This window comes from Flavobacterium sp. (assembly GCF_036405015.1).
In the GTDB taxonomy this organism is placed as follows: Bacteria; Bacteroidota; Bacteroidia; order Flavobacteriales; family Flavobacteriaceae; genus Flavobacterium.
Genome location: NZ_DASWYK010000187.1, coordinates 15,390 through 31,380, shown reverse-complemented (window position 1 = coordinate 31,380; position 15,991 = coordinate 15,390). Strand labels below are relative to the sequence as shown.

At 35.1% G+C, this 15,991-nt stretch carries 17 protein-coding genes; 5 read left to right on the top strand and 12 right to left on the bottom strand.

The window, feature by feature from the left end:
• The first annotated feature begins 62 nt into the window (after nucleotides 1-62).
• Nucleotides 63-200 carry a hypothetical protein gene (locus tag VGE71_RS15835; RefSeq protein ID WP_331139216.1) on the top strand — a complete coding sequence of 46 codons (138 nt, stop codon included), beginning with the start codon at nucleotides 63-65 and terminating at the stop codon, nucleotides 198-200.
• Nucleotides 201-204: 4 nt separating this feature from the next.
• On the opposite strand, the gene VGE71_RS15830 is transcribed toward VGE71_RS15835, so the two are convergent.
• The 8 genes from VGE71_RS15830 to VGE71_RS15795 all read right to left on the bottom strand — a co-directional run bounded on the left by VGE71_RS15830 (nucleotide 205) and on the right by VGE71_RS15795 (nucleotide 8,133).
• On the bottom strand, nucleotides 205-801 hold the full coding sequence (locus VGE71_RS15830; protein WP_331139215.1) for a hypothetical protein: 597 nt from the start codon (nucleotides 799-801) through the stop codon (nucleotides 205-207).
• Between the two features lie 26 nt (nucleotides 802-827).
• A complete protein-coding gene (locus VGE71_RS15825) occupies nucleotides 828-1,853 on the bottom strand; it encodes a 2-hydroxyacid dehydrogenase (protein ID WP_331139214.1) in 1,026 nt (341 codons plus the stop codon).
• A gap of 30 nt (nucleotides 1,854-1,883) precedes the next feature.
• On the bottom strand, nucleotides 1,884-2,135 hold the full coding sequence (locus VGE71_RS15820) for a DUF6755 family protein (RefSeq protein ID WP_113677752.1): 252 nt from the start codon (nucleotides 2,133-2,135) through the stop codon (nucleotides 1,884-1,886).
• 18 nt (nucleotides 2,136-2,153) lie between these two features.
• On the bottom strand, nucleotides 2,154-2,663 hold the full coding sequence (locus VGE71_RS15815; RefSeq protein WP_331139213.1) for a Rieske (2Fe-2S) protein: 510 nt from the start codon (nucleotides 2,661-2,663) through the stop codon (nucleotides 2,154-2,156).
• An 11-nt stretch (nucleotides 2,664-2,674) separates the two neighbouring features.
• Entirely contained in the window at nucleotides 2,675-3,244 is a 570-nt protein-coding gene (locus VGE71_RS15810) for a 4Fe-4S dicluster domain-containing protein (RefSeq protein ID WP_331139212.1), read from the bottom strand.
• A 19-nt stretch (nucleotides 3,245-3,263) separates the two neighbouring features.
• Nucleotides 3,264-5,480 carry a molybdopterin oxidoreductase family protein gene (locus VGE71_RS15805; RefSeq protein WP_331139211.1) on the bottom strand — a complete coding sequence of 739 codons (2,217 nt, stop codon included), beginning with the start codon at nucleotides 5,478-5,480 and terminating at the stop codon, nucleotides 3,264-3,266.
• A 127-nt stretch (nucleotides 5,481-5,607) separates the two neighbouring features.
• A complete protein-coding gene (locus VGE71_RS15800; RefSeq protein ID WP_331139210.1) occupies nucleotides 5,608-6,657 on the bottom strand; it encodes an MFS transporter in 1,050 nt (349 codons plus the stop codon).
• Nucleotides 6,658-6,663: 6 nt separating this feature from the next.
• Nucleotides 6,664-8,133, bottom strand: a complete 1,470-nt coding sequence (locus VGE71_RS15795; protein ID WP_331139209.1) for an MFS transporter — start codon at nucleotides 8,131-8,133, stop codon at nucleotides 6,664-6,666.
• A gap of 285 nt (nucleotides 8,134-8,418) precedes the next feature.
• On the opposite strand from VGE71_RS15795, the gene VGE71_RS15790 reads away from it, so the two are divergent.
• Complete coding sequence (locus VGE71_RS15790) at nucleotides 8,419-8,859, top strand: hypothetical protein (protein ID WP_331139208.1); 441 nt, start codon at nucleotides 8,419-8,421, stop codon at nucleotides 8,857-8,859.
• Between the two features lie 45 nt (nucleotides 8,860-8,904).
• Here VGE71_RS15790 and hemL read toward each other — a convergent pair whose 3' ends face one another.
• From hemL to VGE71_RS15770, 4 genes are all read right to left on the bottom strand, one after another.
• Entirely contained in the window at nucleotides 8,905-10,191 is a 1,287-nt protein-coding gene (gene hemL, locus VGE71_RS15785) for a glutamate-1-semialdehyde 2,1-aminomutase (protein ID WP_331139207.1), read from the bottom strand.
• Nucleotides 10,192-10,298: 107 nt separating this feature from the next.
• Nucleotides 10,299-11,192, bottom strand: coding sequence for a glucosaminidase domain-containing protein (locus tag VGE71_RS15780; protein WP_331139206.1), 894 nt, complete (start codon nucleotides 11,190-11,192; stop codon nucleotides 10,299-10,301).
• Entirely contained in the window at nucleotides 11,185-12,093 is a 909-nt protein-coding gene (locus tag VGE71_RS15775) for a 1-aminocyclopropane-1-carboxylate deaminase/D-cysteine desulfhydrase (RefSeq protein ID WP_331139205.1), read from the bottom strand. Before VGE71_RS15775 ends, VGE71_RS15780 begins: the two co-directional genes overlap by 8 nt.
• Nucleotides 12,090-12,425 carry a hypothetical protein gene (locus tag VGE71_RS15770; protein WP_331139204.1) on the bottom strand — a complete coding sequence of 112 codons (336 nt, stop codon included), beginning with the start codon at nucleotides 12,423-12,425 and terminating at the stop codon, nucleotides 12,090-12,092. The genes VGE71_RS15775 and VGE71_RS15770 overlap by 4 nt, the downstream gene beginning before the upstream one ends.
• Before the next feature lie 116 nt (nucleotides 12,426-12,541).
• On the opposite strand from VGE71_RS15770, the gene VGE71_RS15765 reads away from it, so the two are divergent.
• From VGE71_RS15765 to VGE71_RS15755, 3 genes are all read left to right on the top strand, one after another.
• Entirely contained in the window at nucleotides 12,542-12,721 is a 180-nt protein-coding gene (locus tag VGE71_RS15765) for a DUF5522 domain-containing protein (protein WP_095928730.1), read from the top strand.
• A gap of 11 nt (nucleotides 12,722-12,732) precedes the next feature.
• Nucleotides 12,733-13,707 (top strand): D-glycerate dehydrogenase, encoded by a 975-nt coding sequence (locus VGE71_RS15760; RefSeq protein ID WP_331139203.1) that lies wholly within the window; start codon nucleotides 12,733-12,735, stop codon nucleotides 13,705-13,707.
• A gap of 301 nt (nucleotides 13,708-14,008) precedes the next feature.
• On the top strand, nucleotides 14,009-15,985 hold the full coding sequence (locus VGE71_RS15755) for a urocanate hydratase (protein ID WP_331139202.1): 1,977 nt from the start codon (nucleotides 14,009-14,011) through the stop codon (nucleotides 15,983-15,985).
• The last annotated feature ends 6 nt before the right edge of the window (nucleotides 15,986-15,991 follow it).

Below are 15,991 nucleotides of genomic sequence, written 5' to 3'. Positions count from 1 at the left end.
CCGACAGGTTTTTAAAACCCTGTCGGGTTTTTATTTAAATTCGTAAATAAAAATAATTAATTATGAACATATCTTATATTTACCAATTTGACCAGAATGAATTGGATATGCTTAAAGAAAGTGAAGAAGACATCAAACATGGAAGAGTTATTTCACAAGAAGATTTGGATAAAGAAGACCTAGAATGGCTTTCAAATTAAAAGCTTAAAACGAATACTTTTCCAATGTCTTTCCTTGAATATCTAAAACAGAAGTAGTTTCTTTAGGAACTTCGCCTTTCCATTTTTCTTCAACGGAAGGATTTGATGGATATTTTCCGTTTTTCATTTTTATGAGATGAAATGTTCCTCCGCTTTTCATTAGAAGATTATAGAATTTCTCTGTAGATTCTGTTGTTACTAAAATTGGAAAATCTGTTACGGAGAAACGATTTATTACGCTTCCATCATTGTTTAAAATATAACCTGAACAGCCTCCGCTTCCACAGAAATAAGAATTAGAGAAACCAACGAAATATTCATCTTTTTGATCATTATTCAAATCAAAAGCTTCGTAATAAAAATAGCGATCCTCTTTTGTCATTGCTGGTAAATCTTTCTTTAATAAAACCTGTAATTGCTTCTGAATTAATTCTACAGCTTTACTATCTTTTTCAGAAACTTCACTTAAATCTGCTGTTCCTCCAAGTGTTTTAGATAAAGTGTCCTGAACAATCGTTTTGATGATATTTTTTTTCTCTTCTTTATTTTGACAAGAAGACAAAACCAGAATTCCGATTAGAATTAGCATTTTATTTTTCATAATCTGATTCATTTAATTATTACTTTCTAAACTAACAAAGCAGCTTTATTCTCAATATCATTTTGCTCTAAAAGAGATTTAATATTATTGAAAGTCACTAATGCAATCTGTGTTAAAGCTTCATTGGTGAAAAATGCCTGATGCGCTGTTACCAAAACATTCGGAAAACTCATTAAACGCTGAATCACATCATCCTGAATAATATCTGCAGAAAGATCTCTAAAGAATAGTTTTTCTTCCTGTTCGTAAACATCAATTCCGAGATAACCAATCTTTCCAGCCTTTAAACCTTCAATAACTGATGAAGTTTCAATTAATCCGCCACGACTAGTGTTGATAATCATAACGCTTTCTTTCATAAAAGAAATAGACGTCTGATTGATAATATGTTTTGTTTGATCGTTTAATGGGCAATGCAATGAAATAATATCGCTTGATTTGAAAATTTCTTCTAATCCAACAAAAGAAACGCCGTCTTTTTTCATTTCTTCGCTTTCAACAATATCATAGGCTAAGACTTTACAGCCAAAGCCTAGTGCAATTTTAGAAAATGCTTTTCCGATATTTCCTGTTCCGATAATTCCGATTGTTTTTCCGAATAAATCAAAACCTAATAATCCGTTTAAAGAGAAATTCTGTTCGCGAACTCTGTTGTAGGCTTTATGTGTTTTTCTGTTTAAAGTCAGAATCATTGCCATGGCATGTTCTGCAACGGCTTGTGGAGAATAAGCGGGAACACGACAAACTTTTATATTATTTTTTTTCGCTGCTTCTAAATCAACATTATTAAATCCGGCACAACGTAAAGCGATTATTTTCACATTTTTTTCGGCTAATTGCTTGATGACGGTTTCGTTTACAATATCATTTACAAAAACACAGACAATTTCGCAGTTTTCAATTAAAATAGCAGTCTGCGGATTTAATTGCGTTTCAAAAAAATCCAATTGAAAACCAAAATCAGCATTGTATTGATTGAAGAACGTTTTATCGTAAGGCTGTGTAGAAAAAAAAGCAATTTTACTATTGCCAAAATTGGTATTTAAGCTCATAAATATTTCATTAAAATTTTGATTCGTTTCTTATGTATTATTTCTAAAATTCCCTTTAGGTAAATAATACAACCATCCAAAACCAATTAAAAACAATATAAGAGAACCAATAAATGCAGGAATTAAAATTTCTTTATTATTGTCTAATGCATTATTTAAAGCAGCGTATAATAACCAAATTTGAAGACTTACATTTAAGATCAAAACACATATTAATGTCGATAAAATTACATTCAGCTTATTTGGATTGGCTTGGTTTTGGCTTTTTCTAAATGTACTCATAATATATTTCTTAAGCAATTAACTTTCTTTGTTTTCAAACGCTTTTACAAAAATCTTTTCCCCTTTTAAAAGCACTTCTAATTGTGGCAGCGCTCTCGGCGGAGGCCCTGCAATCACATCTCCAGTCAAAGCATCAAAGGAACCTTCGTGACACGGACAATGAATAATTCCTGTTCCAGGTTTGTAATAAACAGCACAAGAAAGATGCGTGCATTTTTGTTCGTAAGCTCTAAACATACCGCTTTCTAAATGTACTAATATGTACGGAATTGTACTTCCTTCAATCACAAAACCTCTTGTTCCGCCTAACGGAATATCTTTTATTTCGCATACAAAATGTTCGCCGATAACTCCTTCGCCTGGTAATAAATATGCCTTTGCAGCAACCAAACCGCTTCCTACCATTAATCCACCAGAAACCAAGGTTAGAAATTTGGCAAAATCCCGTCGGCTGACTTGCATCGATTCTTGTTTTCTATATGGAAAATCTTTCTTCCAGTTTTCACTTAAATTATCTTCTTTAGACATGGATTATAGCTTTAGAATATTCGTAATTCGGTGCTTCCTTTTGGCATCATAATATTCACTTTGGTGTTTACGCGATCTTTTCCAAAAACAAATGAATTTACAGGCGTACTATTCGGACGCATTTCTTCAATCTGAGCGCGAGTTCCGTAAAACAAGGCACCACTCGGACAAACTGTTGCACACATTGGTTTTTTACCAACGCTGGTTCTGTCATAACACATGGTGCATTTCATCATCAAATCATATTCTTCCATTTTCTTTGGAACTCCAAAAGGACAAGCCATTACACAGTTGGAACAACCAATGCAACGTTCTGTATTTGCGGTATGAACTACTCCAAATTCGTCTTGTGAAATCGCATCAGCAGGACAAACATTGGCGCAAACAGGATCTTCACAATGCATACAAACCTGAACTGTGGTTTGAATTGTAACTTCCCGTTCTACATAATTGACATGAATCATCGATTCCTGACCGTTGGTTTCACATTCTGCGCAAGCCATCTCGCAGGCTTTACAGCCAATGCATCTTTGTAGATCTACAAAAAACTCTTCGTTTTTATTATAATTCGTCACATTCATACTTTTTGCTTTTTATAGATTAAACGCTGGCATAAGCAGTTGGTTTGTCTGATGAATTTTCGATTTCTCCTAATGGTTCGAGTTTACAAGCACAAACTTTAAACTCCGGAATTTTAGAAATCGGATCTAAAGTCCCAGGTGTTAACTGGTTGGCTGATTTTTTCCCTGGCCAGTGATACGGTACAAAAACAGTATCTTTTCGAATGGTTTCTACAATATTGGCTGGAAAAATTCCTTCGCCTCTTCGGGTTGAAACTTTTACCAATTCTCTTTGTTGAATATTATATTTTCGGGCCATTTCTGGATGAATTTCTAACAAAGGTTCTGGAAACTGATCGACCAATTTCCCGATTCTTCTGGTTTGTGTTCCGCTTAAATATTGCGATACAACTCTTCCAGTCGTTAATATTATTGGATATTCTTCATCTGTAATTTCACCTGGAAGTTTATATGGAGCGGGATTAAAATGTGCTTTTCCGTCTGGAGTTGCAAACTTTTTATCTTCCCATAATCTTGGCGTTCCAGGATGATCTTCGGTTGGACACGGCCAGAAAACGCCCATATTGTCTTCTACTTTTTTATAAGTGATTCCGTTATAATCAGCTGTTCCTCCTTTTGAAGCTACTCGCAATTCATTGAAAATGGCTTCGCTGTTGGCGTAGGTGAATCGTTCTTCTTCGCCTAATCTTTTGGCTAATTCTAATAGTATGGAAGTATCAGTTCTGGCTTCTCCCGGTGGTGTAACCGCTTGTCTAATTCGAATAACACGTCCTTCTGCAGATGTGGTTGTTCCTTCTTCTTCTTCCTGTAATGAACCTGCTAAAACAATATCCGCATGACGGGCAGTTTCATTCAAAAAGAAATCTATGGCAACGTAAAACTCCAACTTTTCAAGAGCCGAACGCACATAATTATTGTTAGGAAGAGAAACCAGCGGATTAAAACAAATTGAAATCAATCCTTTTATTTCACCGCTGTGAATGGCTTCGATAATTTCATAAGCGGTGATGCCTTTGTGTGGCATATCTTCTTCCTTAATTTTCCAGACATCAGCAATGTATCTTCGATGCTCCATATTTTCGATATCACGGTTTCCAGGCAATTGATCGCATTTGTGACCGTGTTCTCTTCCGCCTTGACCATTTCCTTGTCCAGTAATAGTTCCGTAACCGCAATACGGCCTTCCAATTCTTCCTGTTGCCAAAACCAGATTGATGCATCCAATTACATTATCAACGCCTTTTGAGTGATGTTCAATCCCTCTTGCGTGAAGTAAAAAACTTGTTTTTGCTTTTCCCCATAATTCAGCAGCGGCTTTGATTTTTTCTTTAGAAATTCCCGTAACTTCTTCTGCCCATTCCAGAGTATAATCTTTTACTACATCGATTGTTTCTTGAAATCCTGAAGTATAATTATCAATAAAATCGTGATCTAGCATATCGTGATCTACGAGATATTTTAGCATTGCTCCATATAAAGCCGAATCTGTTCCTGGTCTTACATCCAGATGAATATCTGCAGTTCTAGCCAAAGGAATTACTCGCGGATCAACTACAATCAGTTTTGCACCTCGGTCTCTGGCTTTCCAAATCCAATGCGTTAAAGTCGGAAACGTTTCACTGATATTCGCTCCTGCAACAATGATAACCTCAGCATATTCTAAATCGGAATAATTGTTTGAAGCTCGGTCTAAACCAAATGCTTTTTTATTTCCTGCACCTGCACTTACCATACAAAGACGGCCGTTGTAATCTAAATTTCTGGTTTTTAAAGCGACTCTGGCAAATTTTCCAACCAAATAACTTTTTTCATTGGTAAGCGAAACTCCTGATAACATTGAAAAAGCATGTTTCCCGTATTTTTCCTGAATTCTTTTGATTTCAGAAACGGTTTTGTCCATTGCTTCATCCCAAGTCGTTTTCTCAAATCCTTTTCCTTCTACTCTTTTTATCGGATGTAATAATCGGTCAGGATGATTGTTCTGCATATAACGCTGAACTCCTTTTGGACACAAACGTCCTTCATTGAACGGAAATTCCATCCAAGGCTCAAAACCTACGACCTTATTGTCTTTTACAGATAATTGAATACCGCATTGCATGCCACAGAAACAACAATGTGTTTTTACGGTTTTATCTGGTTCATCACGCCCTTCATATCCTTCTTTTGGAGTATAATTCAAGTGTGGACCAAATGCTTCAATTATCTTTTCAGCTGGTACAGGTAGTTTTGCCATTTTTTTTAGTTTTCGGTTTTCGGTCGCAGTTTTCAGTTATAAACTTTGACTGAGTACTTTTTATATTTTAATTTCAACACATAGTTTTTTAGCTGTAAACTAAAAACTGAGACTGAGACTTTAAAAATTATCCAAATAAATTCCCTCCCTCGATTCTGGCTTTTAAATGTGCTTTGGCTAGACGATCTCTTTTTCCTTCTGGGCTTAAATCAAGATGTGAATTGCCTTTATCATCACTAAAATCAAAACCTAATTGTTTGGTTACTATTTTCAAATCATCGATGTGAAGTTGTGTTGTAAAAGGTTTTCCTGTTTCTGGACATATCGCCATTCCTTTTTTCATTCCTTCTTTTTTATAAATATGAGCACCAATTTGAGCCGGTCTTTGAATAATATGAAAGAATTTTCCAAAGGGAATCCAAATCAAAAACATAATAACCGTTACAGCGTGAATTACAGCTAGAAAATCATACGCAAATCCCTTCATAAATTGATAGGAATACGTCAAACATAAACCTGTTACTGAAATAGCGATTAATAATATAAGAGGCAACAAATCCCCTTCAAAAGTCTGAGTAGCGATTAATCCAGGATTGGTCATGCGTCTTCTTAAATAATAAAGTGATCCGATAATAACCAAATAAGAAGACCAGTTTAAGGCATGAAAAGTTAAAAATGCCATTATAGAGCCTAATTCAAAATCCATTACTTTAAAACCAAAAAAATGAGCTTCGTAAACTGAAATTGAATTGGGAGCCAATGTAAAATGAATCCATCCAAACGTCAACGGAAAAGTGATTGCAAAAGCAGAAAAACAGCCGATTGCGATACAAAAGTGCGCAATCCAGCGGTATTTCCCTCTTGGATAAATGAATTTCTGAAAAGCGATATTCTGAACTGTTTCTTTTCCTAAAAACCACAAATGAGAAAAGACTTTTCCTGTAAATAAAAAATGAATTCCTCTTTTAAAATACATCCATGTCGGCGGACGTTGCAACCAAACCGTATATCTGTAAACTACTCCAAAAAAAGCAAACAGTGTTCCGAATAAATAGGTTATTAAAGCCGCATCAAAATTTTGCAGTTTTCTGGATCCATAGAAAACCAAAACGACCATAAAAACCGAAGCAATGGTTGCAATTAATAAAGCTTTTCTATTGAATGTTCTTTCTTTCATAACACTTTATTTTCGATCAATATCTTTCGCCATTTCAGGCAGTCTTTCTTTTGTCATTTTTACAATTACACGGTGCATCCAAATCAGGCAAGTCAGCGATAATGCTAAAATGAAGAACCATGAACTAGTCCAGAATCCCGTAAATGATAATAGATAACCGAAAATAATTGGACCAAAAAATCCACCTAAACCGCCTAATAAACCAACCATTCCGCCGATTACACCTACTTCATTCGGAAAATAATCCGGAATATGTTTGAAGACTGCGGCAGAACCAATTCCCCAAGAAATCCCGATTAGAATCACCAAAACCAAATACACCCACATATTGGCTTCAAAATGAATTTGTGTGATTCCTTCTGCCAAAAGCTCTTTCTTTTGTACTTTTTGATTTTGTTCTACAACCACTTCCTGCCATGTTTTTTTGGATGGAAAAAATTTAGAATACGGCTGATTTTCATCTTTCTGACTGATGTTGTATTCCTTACCATCAATTACAATTTTATCTGGAGCAACTGTTGTAACTGTTCCTGCTTTACTGGCTAATAATCCGCTTCCAGACGTGGTAACATCCATTTTCGGAAACAACAATAAAAAACTTAAAACGACTGAAGAACTCAAAACCCAATACATGACTTTTCTAGCTCCAAATTTATCAGACAAAAAACCTCCGAAAGCGCGAACAACTCCGGCTGGTAAACTAAAACAAGAAGTAAAGATTCCCCCAAGAATTAAAGAAGTATGATAAACATTCATAAAATTAGGAAGCAACCATTGCGAGAAAGTCACAAACGAACCAAATACTAAAAAGTAGTATGTTCCAAAACGCCAAACACGGACACTTTTTAAAGGCTGAACCAATTGTTTTAAAGTCTTAGATTGTGCTTCGCTTTTTTTGCTTTTCGCGAAAATCAGAAATACGATTCCCATCAATAAAAGAGCAGAACCATAAATTACAGGAAGCCATTTCCAACCATTTTCTGGATCGGTTTCAGAAAATTTACTTAATAATGAAGGCGCCAAAAAAGGTGTTATAGAAGCTCCCGCAGTTCCCATTCCGAAGATCCCCAAAGCTCTTCCCTGCCATTCTTTTGGATACCAAACTGATGTTGAAGCTACACCGACAGCAAAACTGGTTCCGACCATTCCGAACAAAAAACTTAAAATAGCAAAAACCGTAAAAGAAGTTGCAAAAGGTAAAAGAAATAAAGGTATTGAAGCTAAAATCAATAAAGCTGAATGCACAATTCTGCCTCCAAATTTATCTGTTAAAATTCCCATAGGCAGTCTCATAATGGATCCTGTTAATACTGGAATTCCTAAAAGCCAGCCAATCTGCACAACACTCCAGTCAAAAATTTCTTTATCAACCAAAAAAGTAACTAATACTCCATTGAGTGTCCAACAAGCAAAACAAATGGCAAAAGCCAAAGTGTTTAAAAAAAGAATGCGATGGGATTGCGAAAGATCTGCCATAGAATTAAGTATTAAATGATGTTTTTGAAAATCTATACTGAAATATGGGAATCTAAAAATCGTCTTTCATAAATCACTGAAAAACAATAGTTTCTCTAAAGTTAAAAAAAATATCTAAAGTAAACACTTACAATTATAGATTTAGCATTATGATAATCTTATTTAAACTCATTCTTAAAAAATCTGATTCTCAAATTGTTAAATAAAACACAATTTTAAAACTAAGATTAAACCTGTTTCTAAGAAAAAAGTCTAATCCCTATAAAACAATTAAAAAAACTTAAAATGAAAAAATTATTTATCGCAGCTATGTTATTTGTTGGAATAGCAAGTTTTGCACAAGACATGGACCAAAATCCATCTCGTGAACCAAGAGAAAGAATGACTCCTGAACAACGTAATGAAAAACAGCTTCAAAAACTGACAACCGAATTAAGTTTAGATGCAAGTCAGCAAGCACAAGTAAAACAGCTTTTAGCAGATAGAAGTGCCAAAGCTGAAAAATTTAGAGAAGCTAGAAAAGAAAAAAAAGACAGCAACACTAAACCAACAGCTGAAGAAAAAGCGGCTTTCAAAAAACAAATGGAAGATGAAGTCGCTGCAAACGATGCTAAAATGAAATCAATCTTAAAAGCGGATCAGTACACTAAATGGAAAGCTTTACAAGAAGAGAAAAAAGACAAAATGCGAGATAATATGAAAGAGCGCAGAAAAGATAAAATCTAATTTGATGCATAAAAAAAGAGGCTTTAAAAGCCTCTTTTTTGTTATTTAGAAAGTTTTAGACACCTTATCAATTGCGTTGATGGTAAAATCTAAATCTTCATAAGTCAAAGCATCTGTGATAAACCAAGTTTCGTATGCAGATGGAGCGATATAAACTCCTTCTTGCAATAATCCATGGAAGAATTTCTTGAAAGTTTCATTATCTCCTTTTGCAGCCGTTTGAAAATCGGTAACTGGATTTGCATCGAAATGAACCGAAATCATAGAACCTACTCTATTGATTGTAAAAACAACATTATTTGCTTTTAAAACTCTATCAATCCCAGCTTCTAAATAAGCTGTTTTTTCTTCTAAACGTGTAAAGATTTCTCTGTCTGAATCAAGAGCTTTCAACATAGCTAATCCAGCTGCCATTGCCAACGGATTTCCAGATAGTGTTCCAGCTTGATAAACTGGCCCAAGAGGCGCTAAATGATTCATGATTTCTTCACGAGCCGCGAAAGCTCCAACTGGCAATCCTCCACCAATAACTTTTCCGAAAGTTACGATATCAGCATCAATACCATATAATTCTTGAACTCCACCGCGAGCCAAACGGAAACCTGTCATTACTTCATCAAAAATCAATAAGATTCCGTTTGCTGTACACAAATCTCTTAAACCTTGCAAGAATCCTTCTTTAGGAACAATACATCCCATATTTCCTGCAACGGCTTCAATAATGATTGCGGCGATTTCTCCTTTATTCGCTTCTACCAATGTTTTTACATTTTCTAAATCATTGTATTTGGCTAACAAAGTATCTTTTGCAGTTCCTTCTGTAACTCCAGGACTGTTTGGGGAACCAAAAGTTACGGCTCCACTTCCTGCTTGAATCAAAAATGAATCTGAATGTCCGTGGTAACAACCTGCAAATTTTACAATTTTGTCTCTTTTTGTAAAGCCACGAGCTAAACGAATCGCACTCATACAAGCTTCTGTACCTGAATTTACAAAACGAATTTTATCAATATTTGGAACCATTGAAACAGCCAAAGCAGCAATTTCTGTTTCCAATTCTGTTGGCATTCCAAATGAAGTTCCTAGTTTTGCTTTTTCGATTACAGCATCAACAACCGGCTGATACGCGTGGCCCAAAACCATTGGTCCCCAAGAGTTAATATAATCGATTAATTTGTTTCCGTCTTCATCGTATAAATAAGCACCTTTGGCACTTTTTACAAAAATCGGAGTTCCGCCAACAGCTTTAAATGCTCTAACTGGTGAATTTACTCCTCCCGGAATTACTTTTTCTGCTTCAGCAAAAAGCTGACTACTTCTTTTATATAACATTTTTTATTTTAGATTTTTGAGTTCAGATTTTAGATTATAAACTGAAAACTTATTTTGGATTTTTGATTAATTTCAAAAAGACTGAAAACTGTCACTTCGACTGAAAACTATTTCACTTTCAACCTCTGTCCTATCGAAATAGCATTATCAGTTAGATTATTTTTTTTCTTTAAATCCTCAACTAATAAATTGAATTTTTTTGAAATGGAATATAGCGTATCCCCTTTTTGAACTACGTATGCATTAGGATCATAGGAATTCATATTTATCTTTGGATCAGAATAAACCGATGAACTTTTCGTTGGAAGAGTTTTATTTATCGGTTCATAATTCCTTCCTGTAACCTGACAATCATATTGATGCAAATTATAACGTTCAATATAACTGATTAATTTATCTGGGTAATTTGGATCTGTTGCGTAACCGGCCGCTCTTAATCCTTTTGCCCAAGATTTATAATCGTCTTTTTCGTAAGTAAAGAGCTTTTCATATCTTTTTTTACCAACCAAAAACAAAGCATGATCTCTGTAAGATTCTGCCGCTTCGGGATATTTTCTAAAACATTCCTGAGCCGAATCATCATCGTGGCGAACACTTTCTCCAAGCCAGTCTTTATGACATTTTATTCCGAAATGATTATTCGCTTCAAGCGCTAAATCTCCTTTTCCCGCACCCGATTCTAAAATTCCCTGAGCCAAAATAATACTAGCCGGAATTCCATAAGTTTTCATATTTCCCATTGCAATATCTTTGTACTGCAAAACATAATTAGTAATTAAATCGCTGGTAACAACTGTTTTTGAAGTAGATTGAATAACCTCAGTTGTATTATTGGTAGAAGGGTAATTTTTACCGATTGGCTTAACAGGAGTACTTCTTTTTGTTGATGCTGTTCTGGCCTGAACTGCTGCCGCTTTTTTAGTCGTCGCGATGGCAGGCTTACTAGACGAGCAGCTTGCTAAAGCTAATATTACGAGAAGTAATACAATTTTTTTAATCATTGGTTTTGAGTATTGGTAATTTCTTCTGCTTCAACTTTATATTCATTCCGTCAATTCCTTGCAATCCGCCTGTGTGAATGAGTAAAATTTTTGAATGTGCAGGAAAATAATTTTTGCTAATTAAATCTATAACGCCAAAAACCATCTTTCCTGTATAAATTGGATCTAAGGGCACTTTATTCTTTTCAAAAAAAGCATTAATAAATTCGATTAATTCTAAATTTATCTTGCCATAACCTCCAAAATGATAGTCAGAAATTAAATTCCAGTTATCTTTTTTGGCAAAAATACAAATTTCCTCCTTTAAAAAGTCACCTTTTAACGCTGGAAAACCTAAAATCTTCTGATTTGGCAACGAACTATTAATTAATCCTGAAATCGTGCCACCTGTTCCGACTGCACAGCAAACGTAATTAAAAACCGAATCTTCGTGTGTCAAAATCTCTTCGCAGCCTTTTACAGCCAATTCGTTTGTACCACCTTCTGGAACTAAATAAAAATCTCCAAATTTGGCTTTCAATTTTTCTATAAAGGATGTTTCGCTCTTTAAACGATAATCTTCTCTCGAAACAAATTCGAATTGCATTCCGTTTTCCTGAGCAAATTTCAAAGTTGGATTTTCTTCGATTTTATCAAAAAGTTCGTCTCCGCGAATGATGCCGATGGTTTTAAAACCTTGCTCTTTTCCTGCATATGCCACAGCTGCAATATGATTCGAAAATGCTCCGCCGAAAGTCAGCAAAGTATTTTTATTTTCGGCTTTCGCCTGAAGTAAATTGTATTTTAGTTTTCTGAATTTATTTCCCGACACAAAAGGATGAATGAGATCTTCACGTTTTATGGTCAGCGAAATGTCATTCGGAAACTGAATATTTAAGAATTGATTGAAAACTGGATTCATTGTAATTTAAGATAATGTAGAAACTGAAAAAGAGATCGCTTTTTCAAATAATTCAAATCGGTTTCTTTAGTGTAAGCTTCTCTTTCAAAACTAATATTTCGATACGCTAAATCTTTGTTTTTGTATTGAATCAAACGAATTAAAAATTCTAAAACGTACCAAATAAAAAACGGAAGAATCAGCAATTCCAACTGTTGGCGCAAATGTATTTTTTCATGATTTACGAAAGTTCCGTTTGTTTTATCAAAATCATATTTAACTAAAACGAAAGGAAATAAAGCCATTCCACGATATCCTTTCGGAATTAAATATTTAGCAACAATCAGAAACATTGGCTGTAAAATTTATAAATTTGTAGCTATAGAATTATTCAATTTCGATAAAATCATAATGAAATATTTTTATTTTTGATTTTAAGTTCACTCGAAATTGAACCCGAAACAGATTTATGAAAGAGCAAAGTAATGAAAATAAATTAATCGAAGGCGAAGATTTTTACTATACGCCCGAAGGTTATAAATGCTTTACTGAAAAACATCATTTAAAACGTGGTTATTGCTGTAAAAGCGGCTGTCGTCACTGTCCGTACGGATATGATAAAAAAACAGGAAGAATAAATAAAAATTAGAATACCACAACATGAAGGTTTTTATCAATAAAAATATACCCGAAGCCGGTATTAAACTGCTTCAAGACAAAGGCATTAACTTTACAATAAACCCAACAGAAAATGTATTACCAAGAGAAGAGTTTATAAAAATCTGTCAAAAACATGATGCGCTGTTAAATATTGGAACAAATAAATTAGATGAAGATTTTTTTGAGCAATGCCCGAATTTAAAAGGAATCGCTTTGTTTTCTGTCGGATTTGATGCTGTGAATATTCCATCTGCCAATAAGCGAAAAATCCCCGTTGGAAATACGCCTGATGTTTTAAGCAGAGCAACTTCAGACGTAGCTTTTTTATTGATGCAAAGTGTTGCTAGAAAATCATTTTTCAATCATAAAAGAATTTTAAATGATGATTGGGGAAGTTTTGATCCGTTAGCGAATTTAGGGCAAGAACTTTATGGCAAAACAATCGGAATTTTCGGTTTAGGAAGAATTGGTTTCGAAATGGCTCAAAAATGTAAAGCCGCATTCGGAATGAATATTATCTACCACAATCGTTCTCATAATGAAGAAGCCGAAAAAGAATTGGATGCAAAATATGTAGATTTTGAAACCCTACTTTCGGAAAGTGATGTTTTGAGTATTCATTCTAATTACAGCGAAGAAAACAACGAAATTTTCAATAAAAATGCTTTTACGAAAATGAAATCTAATGCGATTTTCATTAATACAGCAAGAGGAAAATTTCAAAATGAAGATGATTTATTTGATGCTTTGACTAACAATGTAATTTGGGGCGCTGGATTGGATGTAACGAATCCAGAACCAATGAAGTTTGATAATCCGTTATTGTCACTTCCTAATTGTTGTGTTTTACCACATATTGGTTCCGCAACTTATGAAGCCCGAAACGGAATGGCAGTTTGCGCCGCACAAAATATCATTGCGCTTTTTGAAAATAAGAAAATGCCGTTTTGTGTGAATGAAGAGATTTATAGTTAATGAGATAATGTGCCAATTTGAAAATTAGATAATCCCAATCTAAAATCTAAAATCAACAATCTAAAATATCATATATGGATATTCGTTCAAGAAAGTTTAAGATTACGATTTACAAATCGTATCACAGGTCGGATATCCGTTATCCCTAGTTTTTCGTTCGAAAATGCGCCGATTTGTAAATCTTGCATTTATCTGCTCCACTAGGAGCAGCAAATTTAATAGAACAAAAAATTAATCTGTTGTTAATCTTACAATAATACCTTAGCAACTTAGAAGCTTAGCAACTCAGCACCTTAAAAAAATGACTTTCAAAGAACAAATACAACAAGGAATACCTTCTATATTACCACCAAAGCAGGCTTACGATCCCGCTATTAATCATGCTCCGAAACGAAAAGAAATCCTTTCGGCAGAAGAAAAAAAGCTGGCACTGAAAAATGCTTTACGTTATTTTGATTCCAAACATCACGCCGAGCTACTTTCTGAATTTTCAGAAGAATTAGAAACTTACGGGCGTATTTATATGTATCGTCTTCGTCCTGATTATAAAATGTACGCAAGACCAATCGACGAATATCCAGGGAAATCATTGCAGGCAAAAGCAATTATGCACATGATTCAGAATAATTTGGATTATGCCGTGGCGCAACATCCACATGAATTGATTACCTACGGAGGAAACGGAGCGGTTTTTCAAAACTGGGCACAGTATTTATTGACGATGCAATACTTGTTTGAAATGACAGATGAGCAGACTTTAACCATGTATTCCGGACATCCAATGGGATTGTTTCCTTCTCATAAAGAAGCACCTAGAGTTGTGGTGACAAATGGAATGGTGATCCCAAATTATTCAAAACCGGACGATTGGGAAAAAATGAATGCTCTTGGAGTTTCGCAATACGGACAAATGACAGCGGGAAGTTATATGTACATTGGTCCGCAAGGAATTGTACACGGAACTACAATTACGGTTTTAAACGGTTTTAGAAAAATAAAACAGAATCCTGAGGGAAGTTTGTTTGTCACTTCTGGTCTTGGCGGTATGTCTGGAGCACAGCCAAAAGCCGGAAATATTGCAGGCTGTATTACGGTCTGCGCCGAAGTAAATCCGAAGATTACTAAAATTCGTCATGAACAAGGATGGATTAATGAAGTCGTGACTTCTACAGACGAATTGGTTGCCAGAGTCGCTTTGGCGAAAGCCAAAAAAGAAACCGTTTCTATTGCTTATCTAGGAAATGTGGTTGATGTTTGGGAACGTTTCGATCAGGAAAACATCAAAATTGATTTAGGTTCAGACCAGACTTCACTTCATAATCCGTGGGCTGGAGGTTATTATCCAGTTGGGATTTCGTTTGAAGATGCCAATAAAATGATGGCTGAAAATCCAGAATTATTCAAACAGAAAGTTCAGGAAACGTTGCGTCGTCATGCCGATGCTATCAACAAACATACTGCAAAAGGAACTTATTTCTTCGATTACGGAAATGCCTTTTTATTAGAAGCTTCGCGTGCCGGAGCAGATGTAATGGCTGAAAATAATATCGATTTTAAATATCCAAGTTACGTTCAGGATATTATGGGCCCCATGTGTTTCGATTACGGATTTGGGCCTTTCCGTTGGGTTTGTACTTCTGGAAAACCAGAGGATTTATTAAAAACCGATTCCATTGCTTATGAAGTTTTAGAAAAAATGGCGGAAACTGCACCTGATGAAATTCAGCAACAAATGCAGGATAACATTAAATGGATCAAAGGCGCTCAAGAAAACAAATTGGTTGTAGGCTCTCAAGCCCGTATTTTATATGCTGATGCAGAAGGCAGAATCAAAATTGCGGAAGCTTTTAATCAGGCTATTGCGAAAGGCGAAATTGGTGCCGTGGTTTTAGGACGCGATCATCATGACGTTTCTGGAACGGATTCTCCTTATAGAGAAACTTCAAATATTTACGACGGATCCCGTTTTACGGCCGATATGGCGATTCATAACGTGATTGGAGACAGCTTTAGAGGAGCAACTTGGGTTTCTATTCATAACGGTGGTGGCGTTGGCTGGGGAGAGGTTATAAACGGCGGATTTGGTATGGTTCTTGATGGCTCTACAGAGGCTTCAAAGCGTTTAGCTTCAATGCTTTTCTGGGATGTTAACAACGGAATATCAAGACGAAGCTGGGCCCGAAATGAAGGTGCTGTTTTTGCTATAAAAAGAGCAATGGAAGTTGAGCCTTTACTTAAAGTAACTTTACCTAATTTTATAGATGAAAATTTACTTTAGAAAATA